Raw genomic sequence first — 17,721 nt, forward strand, 5'->3', positions numbered from 1 at the left:
TGACTCGATTCACACTTTGATTGTCAAATCTAGGTCAATTGCGCTAGTCTTAAAGTGTAGCAATCTGATCTGCATTTTTTAAGCTGAATTATCATGGCAAACCTAGATTTACCCGACAACATCTTATTATCACTTTCTCATGTACTCCAACAACTACAGCAAAGTTTACCTGCTTTAAAACAAGAAACCGACTTTTCCGCCATCGCATTCAAATGGCAAGATCGACAATTGATAGCGATTCAACAACCAAGAAAAATTGATTTAGATGATTTAAAAGGCATCGAAAAGCAAAAAGAAAAAGTCATTCAAAACACCTTGCAGTTTTTAAATGGCTTACCTGCCAATGATGTGTTACTTACAGGCTCACGCGGTACGGGAAAATCATCTATTGTACGTGCCCTATTGACCGAGTATGCCAATCAAGGATTACGTTTAATTGAAATTGAACGCGATGATTTGTCTGAATTGCCAGAAATTCAAAAAATCATTCAGCATCGTCCTGAAAAATTTATTGTCTACTGTGATGATTTAGCTTTTAACGCAGAAGATGAAAATTATCGTAGTTTAAAAAGTGTTTTAGATGGTTCATTACAATCAGGTTCCAGTAATTTTATTATTTATGCAACCAGTAACAGACGTCATCTATTACCTGAATTTATGCATGAAAATACACCTGTCACTCGTGTAGATGTACCGCAATATACTGAGTTGCATCCTCAAGAAGCAATTGAAGAGAAAATTTCACTGTCTGATCGCTTTGGTCTATGGCTGTCGTTTTATCCAATGGATCAAAATCTATATTTAGAAATTGTGGAGCATTATTTACACAAAGCCGAAATGCCAATGACTGCCGAAGTACGTGCAGAAGCATTAAGATGGTGTCAGGCACGTGGACAGCGTTCAGGGCGTGCTGCCTATCAATTTTCTAAACACTGGATTGGCTTGCAGCAACTTAAAGCACTTTAAATATTTTAATGGGTTGTTTGCATATAGAAGATAGTCAGCAACCCACTCTATTTAAACGCGCTAAATGACTGAGCGACTACTGACCTTGTTCTGCAGCAATCCGTGCCAATGTGTCTTTATAAAATTCTTCGCCATGCGCCTGCATTTCTGCCACAGTCGGCTCTCCTACATATACTTCTTGCGGTACTGTCGCTTCAGGTGTGATAGCCGAAGGATGAGTTGCTACAGTAGTCAAACGAGTCGGTACTTCGACCTGTTGGGCTGTCACTGAACTCGGCTGATTTTCTGTACTATTTATATTTTGCTGTATTGACTCAGCCCCTTCGCAAGCGGTCAATACCATCATCCCCATCACACAAATAATGCAAAATGTATTTTTAAATCGCATGTTTATCTCAATTGGTTTTATATTAAATATCTACCAAAAATCATAGTTTAAAGTTGAAAACACAACAATTGGACAGGATTCACAGATTTAAATACTGCTGTCAGCTACTTTATGGATTTCTATAAATTGTAGGATGAGTGCACAAAAAAAATAAAGAAGTTCTATTTGAAACCAATACGTGAAATAAAGTTTGGGACAGAATATGACTATAAAATTTCAGAAAAATTATTAAAAAATACTTATATTACAATTATTTAATTTTAGTTAACAAGATCAACTTTAGTCCATTGTATTATTTTCTGAACCCATTATTCGCTTAAGATGTAATCTCTTTAAAACAAACAACGGTTAAAAAATAATGTTTAAGTTTAAAAATTTGTTAATAACGGTAAGTTTAATCACAACGCTTACAGCATGTACACAAGTGAAAACGCAAGAGTATTATGCCGAGAACTTAGATGAGGCTAAAAAAGTTTTGCAGAAGTGCGAAGAAATAGCCAATCAAGGTAAATCACTAGAAGGTAAAAAATTAGAAAACTGCAACAATGCGGGGAATGCTGTGATGCAAGGCATGATGAAAGATCTTACCAAAGGTTTAATGGACGCAATTCGCTAAGTTTTAAGTATTCGTTTCTAATATTAATGTAAAAATTTAGCATATAAAGTCAGAGGCAGATTATTGCCTCTGATTGATTTTATGCTACGAACAACTTAACCCGCAGTTGGATTGGTAAGCTCCGTCATCGGCCAACGTGGTGTAGTCGTAACCGATAAACCATCTTGCTGCCCTGCTTTTAAACGCTGATAGCCCGCAAAAGCAATCATTGCACCATTGTCGGTGCACAATGCAGGTTCTGCATAATAAACCGTTGCACGAATTTTAGCTAAATCTGCTTCTAAACGCTCACGTAACCGAGTATTTGCACTCACCCCACCCGCGATCACCAAGCGTTTTAAACCTGTTTGTTTTAAAGCTTTTACCGATTTTTTCACCAAAGTATCAACAATCGCTTCTTGGAAACTTGCCGCAATATCGGCATCACGGTTTTCATCACCTAACTTTTTCATTTGTACTGAAACCGCAGTTTTTAAACCGCTAAATGAAAATTCTAAGCCTTGGTGCAACATTGGACGTGGAAATTCAAAAGCTTTGGCATCGCCTTGTTCAGCTAGTTTGGCGATATTTGGCCCACCCGGATACGGTAAACCCATCATTTTGGCAACTTTGTCAAAAGCCTCGCCTGCAGCATCATCAATCGACTCGCCTAACAATTCATATTGGCCAATGCCATAAGCTGCCATGAGCTGTGTATGTCCACCCGAAACCAATAAAGCGACAAACGGAAATTCTGGCGGTGTCGCAGACAATAATGGTGCAAGCATGTGCCCTTCCATGTGATGCACCCCAATTGCAGGTTTATTTAAGGCAAAAGCTAAAGTTCGTCCAAATAATGCGCCTGTCATGAGTGCACCCATTAGCCCCGGCCCACGGGTATAAGCCACTGCATCAATTTCAGATTTTTTGACTTGGCTCTGCTCAAGCAATTGATTGATTAAAGGAATAAGTTTGCGCACATGGTCACGTGAAGCCAGTTCGGGTACCACACCACCATACTCTGCATGCAATTTAATTTGGCTATACAGTACTTGCCCGCGCAAACCTAACTCGCTGTCATACAGTGCAAGTCCTGTTTCATCACAAGATGTTTCTAAGCCTAAAACGATCATTAAATTGCCTATAACCTGTATCAATTCTATTGCGAAACCTATTATAGACTTGTGATATGAGATGTAAATGAGTAAAATACTGACCTTCACTTGTGATCGTGGGCAATTTCGCCCAGATCTTATCCATAACTTAATGAGGATTCTTCATGCCACAAGTTAAATTGAAAGAAGGCGAACCAGTAGACGTAGCTATCCGTCGTTTCAAACGTTCTTGCGAAAAAGCAGGTGTTTTAGCTGACGTACGTAAGCGTGAATTCTACGAAAAACCAACTCAAGAACGTAAGCGCAAAAAAGCTGCTGCTGTTAAACGCTACCAAAAGAAATTGGCGCGTGAATCAGTACGTACTACTCGCCTTTACTAATTAATTTGTGATTGCCTGTCTGGATTAAATGATGACGACTTTGAAAAACCAAATTACTGACGTTTTGAAAGCGACAATGCGCGCCAAAGAAATGCATAAGTTAACGGTAATTCGTAGTTTACAGGCGGCAATTAAGCAAATCGAAGTCGATGAGCGCAAAGAGCTTGACGATGCTCAGGTTCTTGCGGTCATTGAAAAGCAAATTAAACAACGTAAAGAATCGGTTAAAGCCTTTGAAGGCGCTGGCCGAGAAGATTTAGCTAGTAAGGAACAAGCCGAAATTGAGGTGTTATCTCAGTTTCTACCAGAAGCTATGACTGAGGAAGAACTTGATTCCATGATTGCGCAAACCATTGAAGCGCAACAAGCTACTAGCATGAAAGATATGGGTAAGGTGATGAACTCTCTGCGTCCGCTCATAGCCGGGCGCGCCGATCCTGCTCAAGTATCTGCCAAAATTAAAGCCAAATTAAGCTAATTAGCTCACCCCAAATTTGTGCTTCTCCGAACACTGATTTAAATGTCAGATTAAGCCCGCTTTAATCTTTCTATCTAATGCTATTAAGTAAAATGCTAAACCTAGGATGAGATAGATTATCTATTCACCCTTAGACACTTCTGCTTTAACTTTTTACTTTAAATCGCAGTTCACTTGATATTTTTTCAGTAATTGCATTTCTTTAGATGTGCTGACCTGCTGAATCACGTCCTGTTTATTAATATTCTGATAACGACGATCCAAATAGGCACGGTTTTCATCTGCTGCCTGATATAAACGATCAACATAACGACTAACAATGCCGCAAAACTGCTGCTGTTGCTGCGGATTAAAACCCTGCTGTTGTGGGTTTAAGCCTCGTAAAAACTGTCGGGTATCTTGTTTATATTGCGCATTAATTTCTTCAACAGCCAACACATACTGCTCTGCACTCGCAGCATAGACATTTTGCAAGGTCATCCCCAAAGTAAGGCATAAATAAATATATTTTTTCATTTTCAAGTCAGGGTCGTTTCAACTCAAGTTCTATTTTAGCATTGTATATTCGGTGAATAACTATTCACACGACTCAATTGCCAAAAAGTTGGGTTTGTATTGCGCAAATGCTTGCTCACATGGTTCGGGAACTTTGCCTTGAGTCACTGTCCCTAAGCGTAAGCGAATAATATCGGGTAAATCTAGCCGATAAGAATAAATCGGGCTGCCACACTCCTGACAAAATACCCGTGCTTTATTGGGACTATGAAAATATTCTTTTAGATATTTTAAGCCACGCACCACTTCAAAATGTTCGCGTGCCACTGGACTATTCCATCCCATAATACCGCCTTGCGCACGACGGCAATGCTGGCAAAAACATAATATTGTTTTTTCAATTTCGGCATGGTAACGGTAATACACCGCACCACATAAACATTGTCCCTCAATCATTCTTAAACTCCCTTTCTTTATTGTTATGCCACCGTATGTACGCCCGACTTATATTTTTAACTGTCGTTCTCTTTGCATTTCAGTCACACGGTTTTTTATATTTGCCGACATCGCCTGATTGTCTTTGGCTAAACGCTGCGCGTGCAGTAATGATTTAATTGCCTCTTCTTCCCAACCTGACCAATACTGTACTTCTGCACGATACCGTAACACATTTACCGTGCGTAATGCAGAGCTTCGGTCTACATTTGCCGCTTGCTGCATTAAATTCCATGCCGATAAATCACGTGGATTTTTTTGCAAGAAATCCTTCAAAATACTTTCTGCTTGCGTAGTTTGATTTTGACGAATCAAAACCTCGGCCCATTTATAATTCAGCGCACGATTTTCAGGCATAATTCGCGCAGGTGAACCAATTGTTTTGAGCGCTAAATCAATTTTATTTTGCCCTAAATAAATGTCAGTTTGAATAAGTGTCAATAAATTATGTAAACGATTGTGACTTTTGGCCTGATCTATACTTTGTTGCGCCAAAACAAAATCGCCTTGCTGGCTATAAAAATAAGCCAAAGCCAAATTCGCCGCAAAATGGTTACGGGTTGCAAATGCTTTAAGCTGCTGTTCTGTCGCCTGCTGCGAAACCACCAAACTATATAACTTTAAAATCTCAAAGTCTTCATCACGCAGCGAGGTTGGCACTGGTGGCAATTGATTGGCACGTAAACGCGCCTCACTCATCCGCTCTGTGGTTAAGGGATGGGTAAACCAAAAGTCAGGTAAGAAGCTCACTCGACTCGTAGTACGGTGCATCACCTCAAAAAAGTCTGCCATGCTTTGTGGGTTATAGCCTGCGCTATACATATATTGCATGCCAATACGGTCTGCTTCACGTTCCTGATTACGGCTATAAGTCAATTGCTGATCCATTAAAGCGGCTTGAGAACCCATCATCACCGCTGCGCCTGCATCACCATCGGCTTGTGAGGCAACCAATGCACCAACCACAACCCCAGCCAGTGCCAACAAACCCTGTCCTTTAAATGCCTCTTGGGATCGGCTGTAATGACGTTGCGACACATGGGCAATTTCATGCGCCATCACACCCGCAACTTCATCCATATTGCGGGCAGAATTAATGAGACCTGTGTTTAGCGCAAATAAACCGCCTGGCACAGCAAAAGCATTAATTTGTGGATCATTGATAATGAGTAGCCCAATGGGTTGCCCCAACTGAGTTTGGCTGAGTAGATGCGAAAATGTATTGATTAATTGATCTTCCAACCACGGGTTTTGCGTGACAGGCATTTTACGCTGCACTTCCCGATAGACTTTTTCACCAATACTGCGTTCTTTTTGCTGATCAATTAATCCCACACCACTACCTATTTCAGGCACATTAAATTGTGGTGTGGTGGTTAAATTGGCACTTTGGGTTGTCGCAATACTGGCAAAACTCAAACCGCAAATCAGTAATAGACGTTTCAATGGATGATCTCAAATACATATCTTGCATAATGATTCACTATAACATTGAAAAATGAACGCATTTGCAATGATGTGTTATCAATTTTTACCAAATCATCTTTAACTTTAAAGCGTATAGCATGCAGGATTGACCACATATTGCGGACAACGCCCTTCCAACGCATCAACCAAATTTTTATAGGCCAAATTTGCCATTTTTTTTCGAGTTGCTGCGGTTGCCGAACCAATATGTGGCAAAGTCACGACATTATCTAACTCAAATAATGGTGATTCTTGCAGTGGTTCTTTGTCATAGACATCCAAAGCTGCGGCAAAAATTTTGCCTGCTTGTAAGGTCTGAATAAGTGCCTGCTCATCAATGACCGAACCACGCGAAATATTGACCAAAATTGCATGAGACGGCATTAAATCAAGTTCACGCTGACCAATTAAGGCTTTAGAGTCTGCATTTAAATCGACTGCCAGTACCACAAAATCAGACTGTTGCAGCAATTCATCCAGACTTAAATATTCTGCATTAAATGCCTTCGCCACTTCCATTTTTTCACGACGATTGTGGTACACCACATTCATATTAAAACCATGAAATGCACGCCGTGCGATAGCCGCACCAATATGCCCCAAACCTACAATACCAATGGTTTTACCATAAATATCCTGTCCAAACTGTGCTGCACCCACGGTACGTTTCCATTGCCCTTGTTTAGTCCACCGATCTAAATATGGCACTTGTCGTGCTGCACTCATCAATAAAGTAAAGGCTAAATCTGCTGTGGTTTCAGTCAAGACATGCGGTGTATGGCAAAGACTAATCTTTTGTTGGGTTAAATAATCTACATCATAGTTGTCGTAACCGACACTTACACTCGAAATCACTTTGAGTTTAGTCGCAGTATGCAAGTTGCTTTGATTAAGCAAGCGCCCTGCACCAATCATGCCATCCGCATCTTGCACATGCTCAAGCAACTGTTGATTCACGTCACCCAACTTCGGGCTGACCTGCACCACCTGATAATCTTGCTCTAGCTTACTTAAAATTTCTGCATCAATTTGACTAAACACTACCACTTTTTTACGCATGATTATCCCTGTTTCGTGTCTACAATTGCTTGTATATGTAGAGTTTTAAATATCTGAATTGACTTAGGCTTTAGGCTGTAACGATGTGATTTGTATCGCATCCCACAGACTTTTTTTCAACAGCGGTTGATCTAACATCTCTTGCAAGCTGGCTAAATGCAAACATTGTTCAGATTTAAAATGTGGTAATTGACCTAAAATCAGCATGTTTTTATCTGTGCTCAAGACATCAACAAAACCTTGCACATAATTTTCTACCCCGATGCCGTCTTGTAATACTTCTAAAGCAAAAGGCCATTGCAATACGTGATATTCGGCCTGTAGCGCATGTTGAATATTACGCCACAATTGTTGCTGTTCCTGACTCAAGGTAGTGCTTTCTACCAAAATGACACAATGTGGCAACTGCAAAGCTTCAATACTAAATGCTTCAATTTGCAGCATGACACGCGCTTCAGGAACAACTTCTGGCGCGGCCGCTTCAACTGTCGTATGTTGCGGAGATGGTTCTTGCTTAGGCTTTTCGTGAATAATCGGCTGTTGTTGTTTTAATTGTTGAGGTACTGCAGCAGGAACAATAATTTCGCTGTGTATTTCAGGTGCAGCTTGGTCGCGCCAAACCGATGATTGTGGCAAAGTTTGAGACACAGCCATTCTGGAAACCCAAATATCGATTCCCAAACTGGCTAAAATGTCACGCTGATGCCCCATCATGTTTATCATCACCCATCTAATTTTTCGCTGCACGTATTTATCACAGAACAACATGCAAGATAGCACCTATTCTACCTAGAAAGGCTGCACAATGCTGTGCTTTCTTTCACCCAATCTGACCTATTCGTATTTTTTCAAAATCTGCTTTAAACACACCTAGTCAATCAGTGTCACACAATCATCAAACTGTTTTGTTTTTGCATTTGCTCGACAATTTCTTCGGTTTTAAAACCTAAACGCCAATAGAGCAACTCCAAAACATCCAATTCATCTTGGGTGATAATACGGTCATTCCACAAACAAATTTCAGCAATGCCTAACACCATCAGTCGATCACGCAGCAGCAAACCTGCCATATCATTTAAAATTTCTGATAAATCAATCGGTTCATCTGAAATTTCTTCATAATCAATCAATTCATCTGCAGTTAAAACACGTTCTAAAATACGTTCACGTACATCTAACTGATTAACACTATTAATTTGCTGCACATGCAATAAAGCATCGATTAAACGTACAATTTGCGGTTTAACTTCGTGTAACGCTGCAGGTGTATGTAAAGGCAGCAAGTTCAATTCAAACTTAATACGTTCAAGCAGCAAGGCATCCAACAAACCAATCTCGCCATCTTCCTGAATGATTTTTGCCAATTTGGTTAGAAACTGCCGTGCGATACTCAGCGGCATACCACCAATATTTTTACACGCTTCATGGAAAATCGAGATATGTACTCGCCCATCCAAATGTAATAAAGCATCTACAATTGCACGACTCACTTCTGCTTCAGCAGGAATAAATTCACGATATTGGCGAATCATCAAAATAGCGACAATCACCTCACGCGAACCCGTTGCCGTTTGTAAGGCACGCTGAATTAGCTCTGGACGCGGCATGTTATTGCGAATTTCAGGCTTGAGTGGCTTAATTGCATCATTAATTGCAAAGCTAATCGGCGACAAGCGCAGCAAAGGCAAAGGTTGCGGCGAGCTCCACGGCGCATAATATTCAGCATTCATTTCTTCTAACGAGCGAAATAGGCTAAACAAAGGCTGATTGCGTAAACGCTTCAAATTTTCGAGTTGTAAGTCTTGCACCAAGGTTGGATCAAGCTCAAAAATACGGGCTTCAATACTTGGATGAATATTCATCCAGCTTTGCGGACTGAGCGAGTTAGCAAAGCACATGTGGGAAATAGATTCTGAATATTCACTATGAATTTGCGACCCTGCATGATGCACATAAATTCGCAGCAAAGTTTGAATATTGGCATTATTTTGAATCAAACGTTTGGTTTTTAAATCATTTTTAAAGGTACGTCCGCTTAGACTAATATATTTAATTAAGCGGGTAATCAACACGCCCAAGCTACCAAACAACCAGATACCACCACCTACAGCAACAAAAAAAGTCGCTAACTTATGTGGCGGTGCATCACGATGTTGTCCAAAGCCAAGTTTGGCGATGCTACTGCCCCACTTACTAAACGTGGTTAGGCTACTGTAGAGGATTTTAAGCTTGGTATTATCAATGGTTTCACCACTTAAAATATGGTTAAACTCATGGCTGAGTAGTCCATAAAGCTCTTGCTCATCCAAGTTTTGCAAAGCACCCCAAGTCAAAATAATCACAATATCTTTATGACTAAAGCCTGCAGTGAGGGCATTTACCCCAATTTCATCGGGCAATACATATACAGTAGGCGCTGGGATTTGAAAGGTATCGGCCAATTGTTCGGTCAGTTTAAGTGCGGTACTTTCTTCTGGGGTACTTTCGAACTGGGTTAAACGACGCGCACCCAATTGTTTTGCCAAAGAATGACCACCTGAGCGAAAAACGTAAAATTCCAAAATGACGGATACTGTCATAATCAGCACCAAGACCGTAATCCAGTATGGGCTTAGACTGTGCCAATAGATGGATTGGCTTGAATCGACATAATAGACCAACAGACCCAAAACTGTGTTTAAGATAAACAGGGTCAAAGCGACTGCAACCAAACATAAAATTGCAGACCAAATCATATTTTTGTTTTTAATCAAGTAACTACTCACAGACCTCAATGTAAACATCCTGAATTACATTGTATTTGAGCCACCATCATAAATGAAAAAAGCGGGAATTTCCCGCTTTTCTCACTGAGCTGATCAGAAAAAAATTAACTCTCTTTTACACCAGTTAAGTCTACTGACGCGGCATCAATATTGACATCAATATAACCATCTTTGCCTTTTTTAGCCAAGTCGTTACGCTTTTGCTCAAGATCATTCAGATAAGCTTCGTCAATTCCGCCAGCCACATACACACCATCAAATACTGAACAATCGAATTCAGTTAAATGCGGTACTTTATGGGTACGAACGGCTTGTTTTAAATCTTCTAAATCTTGGAAAATTAAACGGTCTGCACCAATAATTTCACGAATTTCTTCGACATTACGGTTAGACGCGATTAATTCATCTTTGGCTGGCATATCAATACCATACACGTTTGGATATTTCACCATTGGCGCTGCAGAAGCAAAGAATACTTTTTTCGCCCCAGCATCACGTGCCATTTGAATAATTTCGTTACAGGTCGTACCACGGACAATCGAGTCATCCACCAACAGTACATTTTTGCCTTTAAACTCAAGCTCTACAGGGTTCAGTTTTTGGCGTACTGATTTTTTACGCAATTGCTGACCTGGCATAATAAAGGTACGTCCGATATAACGGTTTTTCATAAAACCTTCACGGAATTTAACCCCTAAAGTATTTGCCAATTCTAAAGCTGAAGTACGCGATGTATCTGGAATTGGAATAACGACATCAATATCGTGCTGCTCGCCCCACTCTTGGGTAATTTTATGCGCCAGTTTTTCGCCCATTTTCAAACGCGCTTTGTACACTGAAATACCATCAATGGTCGCATCTGGACGAGCAAAATATACATATTCAAAAATACATGGGCGATATTCAGGTTTAGCTGCACATTGCTGGGTAAACAATTCACCTGCATCATTAATAAAAATCGCTTCGCCTGGCGCAATATCACGCTCAACTTTAAAGCCAAGTGCGGTAATTGCAACTGATTCTGATGCAATAATATATTCCATGCCCTGTTCAGTTTCACGTGAACCGTAAATCAATGGACGGATACCATTTGGATCACGGAAGCCAACCAATCCTTGACCTGTAATCATAGCAACAACGCCATAAGCACCCTTACAACGCTCATGCACACGGCTGATCACATGAAAAATATCTTCTGAAGTTGGGTTTAATTTGCCACGTTTTTGCAATTCATGTGCAAATACGTTCAATAACACTTCTGAGTCAGAATCGGTGTTCATGTGACGTAAATCTGTTTTAAACAGATCTTCGTGAATTTCTTCGGCATTGGTCAAATTACCATTGTGTGCCAAAGTAATCCCGTACGGCGAGTTCACATAAAATGGCTGCGCTTCAGCACTGCTTGATGAACCTGCAGTTGGATAACGCACATGCCCAATACCATAATTACCTTGCAACGCACGCATGTGACGCGTATGGAATACATCACGCACCATACCGTTATCTTTACGCAAGAACAAACGCCCATTGTGGCAAGTTACGATCCCAGCTGCATCCTGTCCACGATGTTGTAACATCGTTAATGCATCAAACAACATTTGGTTAACAGGTGATTTACCAGCTATACCAACAACTCCACACATAGCAACCTCGCAGACCAGCTAGGGATTAATAAAAAGGATTATTCGTTGAGCCATCTGCGCCAGAGCGATTTTCTTTTGCGTCAGATGCGATGTCGGAAGATGGCGCGGCATCTTTCGACTTGATGTGCTGTAAAGCCTCATTGGCAGCGTCTTTGGACAGTTCTGTTGCCCACGGTGCATACGGCAATAAAGTTTGTACAAATTTAGACTGTTTCCAATAAGGCGAGCTTTCGACCCAAGGACCAATGCCTTGAATGGTAATAAGGACAATGAGTAAGCCTTTCAAGGTACCAAATGCACCGCCTGCCAAACGATTTAATGGGCCAAGCTTCAAGCTCTTTAAAACACCATTTAGAACAGCGGTTACAATCCAGGTCAGTACCACAATTACCAAGACAATAAATGCAAAGGCTGCAATTTTTTGTACCACAGGATCGCTACTGAGTGCTGTCATCGAAGGTGCTAGGACAACTGCATATTTTGCCGCAACAATTAGGGCAAAAATCCATCCTACCAAGTTCGCAAAGGCTTTAATAAATCCTTGTCGCAAACCGTTCAACCCTCCAATAAGCAAGAGAATCAGAATAACGATATCAATGGTATTCATAAGTTATAAGGCGTTCACACAATCTTGAACCAACTCAGGACCTGCATAGATTAAACCACTATACACCTGAACCAAGCTTGCACCTGCATTTTTTTTGGCAACCGCTTGTTCGCCCGACAAAATGCCACCGACACCAATTAAAGGAATTTCACCTTTCAGTGCTGCTGAAAATGCTGCCAAACATGCAGTACTTTTTTCAAACACAGGCGCGCCCGATAAACCACCAGCTTCATCGCCATGCGGCAAGTTTTCTACGCCTTCACGCGACAAAGTGGTATTGGTCACAATCAGGCCATCAATTTTGAATTGCAATAATTGTTTGGCAATAAACTGAATATCTTCAGGGTCTAGATCTGGAGCAACTTTTAATACCAACGGCACATAATGTTGATGTTCTTCGGCTAACTCCAACTGACGCTGTTTGAGGGTTTGCAATAACTCAGTCAGCGCATCACCACTTTGCAAACTGCGCAAGTTTTTGGTATTCGGTGATGAAATGTTTACGGTGATATAAGAGGCATAGTTATAGACTTTTTCTAAACAAATCAGATAATCATCTACTGCATTTTCAACTGGCGTATCGGCATTTTTACCAATATTAATCCCCAAAATGCCTTTAAATTTTGCCGCTTTGACGTTTTCAATCAGCTGATCGACCCCATCATTATTAAAACCCATACGGTTAATAATGGCTTTGGCCTGCGGAATGCGGAATAAACGTGGATGCGGATTGCCCACTTGAGGACGTGGCGTAATGGTACCAATTTCAATAAACCCAAAGCCTAAACCAGCCAAGGCATCAATATACGCACCATTTTTGTCTAGACCTGCTGCCAAACCTACTGGATTAGGGAATTCAATTCCCATACACGTCACAGGTTTCGCTACAGTCTTTTGACGCATCAAGCCCATTTTATGGCTCGATTTCAATAGTGATAGTGTCAGCTCATGTGCACGCTCTGGTGCTAAAGAAAATAACAACGGGCGGGCTAGAGAATACAACATATCTGCAAAAGTCTACTGCTTTCTAAGTCGCCATATTATAGGCTTAGCCCAGTCAAAACGCTATGCTTGACATGGGTTTATTTTCCGAGTTTCGGACTTTATTTTTAACCTTTACTGGACTGTCGCTGTTAATTTAATCTGCCCTGCTTCAGAAATTAATTCCATTTTTTCGATACTTAAACCCATTTGCGCCAATTGGGTTAAAAAATTTGCCAACACAGCATAATTGGCATGACTCGCCACCAGTAGCATCTTGTCACCACTTTGCTGCGAAGCAACCGATAAACCCTGTTGCTGAGCCACACGCTGAATTTTATCGGCTGCACTGAGTTGTGCATCATTGGCAGGTTTCATGGTGACTGCATGACTTTGCATCACCACCACCAAATCTTTAAGGTCATTTACCCGTTTTTGCTGTTTTTCGGCTGCGGCATGCATATACCACAACGCAGAACCCACAGCAGCAACGATCACAAAGATTGTGGTAAATACCACCAAAACACGTTCACGTGTATTTAAACGATCTAGATAATCTTGTATCAGTTCAATACGTTGATCGAACCAAGTTGACATTTTTTCCATGGCTTTCATTATTGTATTTTCACCAATCCTACTGCACCTGACGCGCTCGGCTGAATATTACCCAGCTCGACCTTAAAACCCTGCTGATTCAATTGCTGAGTGAGCGCTTGTAAGGTCGCTGCCGAGTTGGCATTCAATTCCATGTTCAACATATTGGCATCAAAACTCACACGATTGGCCACAATTTGATTTTGCATCAACACAGGGCCAACACGACTGAGCAATTGCAGCGCTTGAGTATCTGCATTTTTACTCATGCGTACCTGACTTTCAAACTGGCTTTGAATATTTTGTTCGGTAATACGACTATTTGCACCAAACCAATATTGATATTGTTCTATGGCTTGAACCGCTGTTTGATCTGCTACTTTTTTAAGTTTGCTCCAACGCAGTGCATCATAGCTAAACTGTACAATTAAAATCCCAAGAAATACTGCTGCACAGGCTTTCCAATAACCTGAAACACCCGTGTCTTGCTTGGATTTTGGCAGCATATTGAATGGATGCTGTTTGGCTTTCACTAATGCAGGTACTACATAATGAAAGCTTTCTAATTGTTCTTGTGTTGCAAATGCTTCAATACTTTGCATTTGTTCTGCACTAAAGTTGGTGATTTTATAGTTTCGTTCTGCAGTTTGATAATCTAGATAAAGTGCCAGATCATCAACTGAATAACCTAAAAATTCACTTTCACGTACCAACAAGCGTCCGCAAATATTTCCAATCACCGTTTGCCCTGGTTCAGGTTGCGGCAAAATTAAAAAATCAGGTAACAATGCACTGATTTTAACTGGCAACAAACTTAATACATGCAAATAGGTTTCAATACTATGCTTGGCAACTCCCAGCACGGTTATTTGCTCAGGTGGCTGAAAATGATGAACCACCTGCATCGCATCAATTGGCAATACGGTATATTCTTCTAATAAATACTTCACGCCATCGGTACCCAATTGTTTATATTGAGCTTTAGGCAAAGTTTGTTGCATGATTTGCACATCACGGCTTGGGAAAAACACCACAGCATCTTTTCCTTGAAAAGCCTGCAATGCCTGAATCAAGGCATCAAGACTATCTGCCTCTGTCCAGTATTCCCCATTTGACCATTGCCAAACCCCATTGGCTTCTGGCATCCATAAATACAGCATTATTATCGTTCTACCGTTGAATTATATTTAACTTTATACATTTATTTTATGCGTTTGGAATAAAACTTTTGATTTGGGTTGAAAGCCCCGCAGCAATTACTGCCTGCTCATAAATCCGTGCTTCTGCCAAATGATAGGGATGGAATGATTCTGAAGTCAAAATCTCTGCCATGTGCGCCACTACATTCATGTGACACACCACTGCAATTGACTCATACGGCAATTGTGACAACCATTCCACAGCAACTTTTGCATCATCTTCAGGTTTAATGGTATTGCAGACCACCACAGGCACATCTTTAAAATATTGCTGCAAATGTGCCAAAGTTTCTTGTGCACGCAGTAAAGGACTGACTACAAACACATCGGGCTGAATGATATTTTTTACATAATCTGCCGTTTCTTGTGCTTGTATATGACCACGCTCAGTCAATGGACGCTGATGATCATTGCCCATAATCGCAGGAGCGGCTTCACCATGACGAACAAGAGTCAGTTGCATAGAATTTCCTTATAGGATGATACACATTAAGTTGTGTCAATTTAACTCAAATTATGCGCTCAGTATAACCTGAGAATATGACAATTCAGTTCACCAAACTGTCATATTCCACGCAAGTTTTTACCTACTGTGGCGCAGTTTTATGGATGTAAAACTAAACTTGATGATGCGGCAAGACAAATTCCACATCACTGCGATGTCCATTTTTCATTAAAGACAGTGCAATATTCATAGGCGGCGCACCTTCAAAAATCACTTCATAAAGCGCACAAGTGATTGGCATATACACATCTAATTCATTCGAGCGCGCCCGCACTTGCACGATGGTATTAATCCCTTCGGCTGTTTGCCCCAATTCTTCTGTGGCTTGTTCCAAAGTTTTGCCTTTGCCCAATGCATAACCCACTTGATAGTTACGACTCAATGGACTGCTACACGTTGCAAATAAGTCACCGACACCAGACAACCCTAAGAAGGTCAATGGATTTGCACCAAGCTTAACCGCAAAACGACTCATTTCTGCCAAAGCGCGGGTTAAAATCATACTCTTAGTATTTTCACCCACGTTATAAGCGGCTGCCATGCCCATTGCCACAGCATAAATATTTTTTAGCGCACCGCCTAATTCCACACCATTCACATCATCGCTGGCAAAAACACGGAATAATGCACTGTGTAAAGCTTGCTGCACTGCATAACGCACCAATTCAGAATGACTGGCAATAACCGTACCTGCAGGCTGCCCCGCCACAATTTCTTTGGCAAGGTTCGGGCCAGACAATACACCATACGGCACTTCTGGCAATTCTTCACGGATAATATCGCTCATAAAACTAAAGGTTTTGGCTTCAATACCCTTGGTTAAAGACACCACTGCTTGTGCGCTAATAAAAGGTTTAATTTGGCGCAACACATCACGGAAAGAATGACTTGGAATAGCCACTAAAATAATGTCACGGTCACGAACTGCAGTTTCCAAATCTGAAACGGCTCTTAAACCCTGCTCCAACTGAAAATCTGGCAAATAACGTCGATTAATATGCGTTTCATTAATTTCTTTGGCAGTCGCTTCATCACGAATCCAAATCATCGTGTCGCAGCCATTACGCACTGCTGTATTGGCCATTGCTGTACCAAAACTGCCACCACCTAGCACTGTAATGCGTAACGCAGTTTTTCGATCTATTGCAACAGGTTCAACCAAATCGGCAAAATTTAACTCTGACATTATTGTTATATCCTAAAAATAAAGACTTATGCGTTCCAATAACGAACATAAGCTTGCGTATTCAACTCAGCGCGTGCAGGAATGGCTTTAGCCGCTGTTCCCACATAAATAATGCCTGAAATTAAATCATCTGCATTTAAGTTTAAAGCTTGTTTCAGCAAGTTCGACTCAACGACTGCCCCACTACGCCACATACTGGCAAAGCCCTGCGCCTGCAAAGACAGTAAAAAGTTCTGTACCGCAGCGCCTGTACTTAAAGTCTGCTCAAAACGTGGCACTTTTGGATGATCCTGAAATTGCGTTAACGCCAACACTAAAAGTGGCGCACGAAATGGATGCTGTTTCACTCGCTCCAACTGAACCGCATCGGTTTCGCCCATGTCTGCCAAGGCTTGAGAAAGTAACTCACCAAATGCTGCACGTTGCTCGGCAGTAATCACCACAAAGCGCGTAGGTTTTAAACGATGATGATCTGGTGCGGTTAAAGCTGCCTGAAAAGCCATTTCTAGCTGCTCAGTATTTGGTGCAGGTTCAACTAACTGCCCCGTAGACTGACGTTGATGAATATTTTGATGAACGATTTCTACCGCTGTATCCGTCATTGACTTATATAACTATTTCAAAAAGCTCGGTTAAGATTAGCATAAACTCAAAAAATTGCGCTATTTCCGTATGCTTATTTGCAAGATTCTGATTAGGGTCTATATGTCTGCACTTTTAAGATGAACCTGCTCAGCACATCTAAACAATGATGCTTTGACGCATTCATCTATAGTTTAAGAGCATGAAAATACATTATGGAT

The 17,721-nt window shown here is 41.0% G+C and carries 20 protein-coding genes; 4 read left to right on the forward strand and 16 right to left on the reverse strand.

The features are described from left to right. The first annotated feature begins 93 nt into the window (after positions 1 to 93). Positions 94 to 966, forward strand: a complete 873-nt coding sequence (locus tag FTV41_RS10820) for an ATP-binding protein (protein ID WP_179996548.1) — start codon at positions 94 to 96, stop codon at positions 964 to 966. 76 nt (positions 967 to 1,042) lie between these two features. Here the strand turns inward: FTV41_RS10820 and FTV41_RS10825 are convergent, their stop codons facing one another. Then, positions 1,043 to 1,354, reverse strand: coding sequence for a hypothetical protein (locus tag FTV41_RS10825; protein ID WP_104851815.1), 312 nt, complete (start codon positions 1,352 to 1,354; stop codon positions 1,043 to 1,045). Positions 1,355 to 1,712: 358 nt separating this feature from the next. On the opposite strand from FTV41_RS10825, the gene FTV41_RS10830 reads away from it, so the two are divergent. Then, positions 1,713 to 1,970: an EexN family lipoprotein gene (locus FTV41_RS10830; RefSeq protein ID WP_131261333.1), complete on the forward strand. Its 258-nt coding sequence runs from the start codon at positions 1,713 to 1,715 to the stop codon at positions 1,968 to 1,970. 95 nt (positions 1,971 to 2,065) lie between these two features. Here the strand turns inward: FTV41_RS10830 and tsaD are convergent, their stop codons facing one another. After that, entirely contained in the window at positions 2,066 to 3,082 is a 1,017-nt protein-coding gene (tsaD, locus tag FTV41_RS10835) for a tRNA (adenosine(37)-N6)-threonylcarbamoyltransferase complex transferase subunit TsaD (protein ID WP_004971458.1), read from the reverse strand. A 146-nt stretch (positions 3,083 to 3,228) separates the two neighbouring features. Between tsaD and rpsU the strand changes: the two genes are divergently transcribed. Then, positions 3,229 to 3,444, forward strand: a complete 216-nt coding sequence (rpsU, locus tag FTV41_RS10840; RefSeq protein ID WP_001136722.1) for a 30S ribosomal protein S21 — start codon at positions 3,229 to 3,231, stop codon at positions 3,442 to 3,444. 31 nt (positions 3,445 to 3,475) lie between these two features. Further along, on the forward strand, positions 3,476 to 3,922 hold the full coding sequence (locus FTV41_RS10845) for a GatB/YqeY domain-containing protein (protein WP_154321276.1): 447 nt from the start codon (positions 3,476 to 3,478) through the stop codon (positions 3,920 to 3,922). Positions 3,923 to 4,075: 153 nt separating this feature from the next. Here FTV41_RS10845 and FTV41_RS10850 read toward each other — a convergent pair whose 3' ends face one another. From FTV41_RS10850 to FTV41_RS10915, 14 genes are all read right to left on the reverse strand, one after another. Next, a complete protein-coding gene (locus tag FTV41_RS10850; protein WP_004971462.1) occupies positions 4,076 to 4,438 on the reverse strand; it encodes a hypothetical protein in 363 nt (120 codons plus the stop codon). A 60-nt stretch (positions 4,439 to 4,498) separates the two neighbouring features. Then, entirely contained in the window at positions 4,499 to 4,873 is a 375-nt protein-coding gene (locus tag FTV41_RS10855) for a GFA family protein (protein ID WP_096902524.1), read from the reverse strand. Between the two features lie 48 nt (positions 4,874 to 4,921). Continuing rightward, positions 4,922 to 6,358, reverse strand: a complete 1,437-nt coding sequence (locus FTV41_RS10860) for a M48 family metalloprotease (RefSeq protein ID WP_179989747.1) — start codon at positions 6,356 to 6,358, stop codon at positions 4,922 to 4,924. A 105-nt stretch (positions 6,359 to 6,463) separates the two neighbouring features. Continuing rightward, positions 6,464 to 7,438: a D-glycerate dehydrogenase gene (locus FTV41_RS10865; RefSeq protein ID WP_179989749.1), complete on the reverse strand. Its 975-nt coding sequence runs from the start codon at positions 7,436 to 7,438 to the stop codon at positions 6,464 to 6,466. Between the two features lie 63 nt (positions 7,439 to 7,501). Further along, the gene (locus tag FTV41_RS10870) at positions 7,502 to 8,152 is read right to left on the reverse strand and encodes a hypothetical protein (RefSeq protein ID WP_004971470.1); all 651 of its coding nucleotides are present in this window, start codon (positions 8,150 to 8,152) and stop codon (positions 7,502 to 7,504) included. A gap of 170 nt (positions 8,153 to 8,322) precedes the next feature. Further along, on the reverse strand, positions 8,323 to 10,212 hold the full coding sequence (locus FTV41_RS10875; RefSeq protein ID WP_004971472.1) for a M48 family metalloprotease: 1,890 nt from the start codon (positions 10,210 to 10,212) through the stop codon (positions 8,323 to 8,325). A 95-nt stretch (positions 10,213 to 10,307) separates the two neighbouring features. Beyond that, on the reverse strand, positions 10,308 to 11,846 hold the full coding sequence (purF, locus tag FTV41_RS10880; protein WP_096902526.1) for an amidophosphoribosyltransferase: 1,539 nt from the start codon (positions 11,844 to 11,846) through the stop codon (positions 10,308 to 10,310). A gap of 25 nt (positions 11,847 to 11,871) precedes the next feature. Beyond that, positions 11,872 to 12,453: a CvpA family protein gene (locus tag FTV41_RS10885; protein WP_004971476.1), complete on the reverse strand. Its 582-nt coding sequence runs from the start codon at positions 12,451 to 12,453 to the stop codon at positions 11,872 to 11,874. Between the two features lie 3 nt (positions 12,454 to 12,456). Then, entirely contained in the window at positions 12,457 to 13,458 is a 1,002-nt protein-coding gene (locus FTV41_RS10890) for a quinone-dependent dihydroorotate dehydrogenase (RefSeq protein WP_179989335.1), read from the reverse strand. Between the two features lie 111 nt (positions 13,459 to 13,569). Next, positions 13,570 to 14,049, reverse strand: a complete 480-nt coding sequence (gene gspM / locus FTV41_RS10895; protein WP_096902527.1) for a type II secretion system protein GspM — start codon at positions 14,047 to 14,049, stop codon at positions 13,570 to 13,572. Further along, entirely contained in the window at positions 14,049 to 15,188 is a 1,140-nt protein-coding gene (gspL, locus tag FTV41_RS10900; protein ID WP_179989334.1) for a type II secretion system protein GspL, read from the reverse strand. Before gspL ends, gspM begins: the two co-directional genes overlap by 1 nt. Positions 15,189 to 15,234: 46 nt before the next feature. After that, complete coding sequence (locus tag FTV41_RS10905) at positions 15,235 to 15,690, reverse strand: histidine phosphatase family protein (RefSeq protein ID WP_179989753.1); 456 nt, start codon at positions 15,688 to 15,690, stop codon at positions 15,235 to 15,237. 154 nt (positions 15,691 to 15,844) lie between these two features. Continuing rightward, entirely contained in the window at positions 15,845 to 16,918 is a 1,074-nt protein-coding gene (locus FTV41_RS10910) for an NAD(P)H-dependent glycerol-3-phosphate dehydrogenase (RefSeq protein ID WP_004971486.1), read from the reverse strand. A 26-nt stretch (positions 16,919 to 16,944) separates the two neighbouring features. Further along, positions 16,945 to 17,520, reverse strand: a complete 576-nt coding sequence (locus FTV41_RS10915; protein WP_131261340.1) for a nitroreductase — start codon at positions 17,518 to 17,520, stop codon at positions 16,945 to 16,947. Positions 17,521 to 17,721 lie beyond the last annotated feature (201 nt).

The sequence above is a fragment of the Acinetobacter sp. YH16051 genome, assembly GCF_013417135.1.
GTDB lineage: Bacteria > Pseudomonadota > Gammaproteobacteria > Pseudomonadales > Moraxellaceae > Acinetobacter > Acinetobacter towneri.

Bases quoted from the DNA above. Each gene is read 5' to 3' on its own strand.
- FTV41_RS10885 (WP_004971476.1), bottom strand. From the start codon at position 12,453: ATGAATACCATTGATATCGTTATTCTGATTCTCTTGCTTATTGGAGGG.
- FTV41_RS10910 (WP_004971486.1), bottom strand. From the start codon at position 16,918: ATGTCAGAGTTAAATTTTGCCGATTTGGTTGAACCTGTTGCAATAGAT.
- FTV41_RS10855 (WP_096902524.1), bottom strand. From the start codon at position 4,873: ATGATTGAGGGACAATGTTTATGTGGTGCGGTGTATTACCGTTACCAT.
- FTV41_RS10870 (WP_004971470.1), bottom strand. From the start codon at position 8,152: ATGATGGGGCATCAGCGTGACATTTTAGCCAGTTTGGGAATCGATATT.
- rpsU (WP_001136722.1), top strand. From the start codon at position 3,229: ATGCCACAAGTTAAATTGAAAGAAGGCGAACCAGTAGACGTAGCTATC.
- gspL (WP_179989334.1), bottom strand. From the start codon at position 15,188: ATGCTGTATTTATGGATGCCAGAAGCCAATGGGGTTTGGCAATGGTCA.
- FTV41_RS10820 (WP_179996548.1), top strand. From the start codon at position 94: ATGGCAAACCTAGATTTACCCGACAACATCTTATTATCACTTTCTCAT.
- purF (WP_096902526.1), bottom strand. From the start codon at position 11,846: ATGTGTGGAGTTGTTGGTATAGCTGGTAAATCACCTGTTAACCAAATG.
- tsaD (WP_004971458.1), bottom strand. From the start codon at position 3,082: ATGATCGTTTTAGGCTTAGAAACATCTTGTGATGAAACAGGACTTGCA.
- FTV41_RS10890 (WP_179989335.1), bottom strand. From the start codon at position 13,458: ATGTTGTATTCTCTAGCCCGCCCGTTGTTATTTTCTTTAGCACCAGAG.
- FTV41_RS10850 (WP_004971462.1), bottom strand. From the start codon at position 4,438: ATGAAAAAATATATTTATTTATGCCTTACTTTGGGGATGACCTTGCAA.
- gspM (WP_096902527.1), bottom strand. From the start codon at position 14,049: ATGAAAGCCATGGAAAAAATGTCAACTTGGTTCGATCAACGTATTGAA.
- FTV41_RS10865 (WP_179989749.1), bottom strand. From the start codon at position 7,438: ATGCGTAAAAAAGTGGTAGTGTTTAGTCAAATTGATGCAGAAATTTTA.
- FTV41_RS10915 (WP_131261340.1), bottom strand. From the start codon at position 17,520: ATGACGGATACAGCGGTAGAAATCGTTCATCAAAATATTCATCAACGT.
- FTV41_RS10825 (WP_104851815.1), bottom strand. From the start codon at position 1,354: ATGCGATTTAAAAATACATTTTGCATTATTTGTGTGATGGGGATGATG.
- FTV41_RS10905 (WP_179989753.1), bottom strand. From the start codon at position 15,690: ATGCAACTGACTCTTGTTCGTCATGGTGAAGCCGCTCCTGCGATTATG.
- FTV41_RS10845 (WP_154321276.1), top strand. From the start codon at position 3,476: ATGACGACTTTGAAAAACCAAATTACTGACGTTTTGAAAGCGACAATG.
- FTV41_RS10830 (WP_131261333.1), top strand. From the start codon at position 1,713: ATGTTTAAGTTTAAAAATTTGTTAATAACGGTAAGTTTAATCACAACG.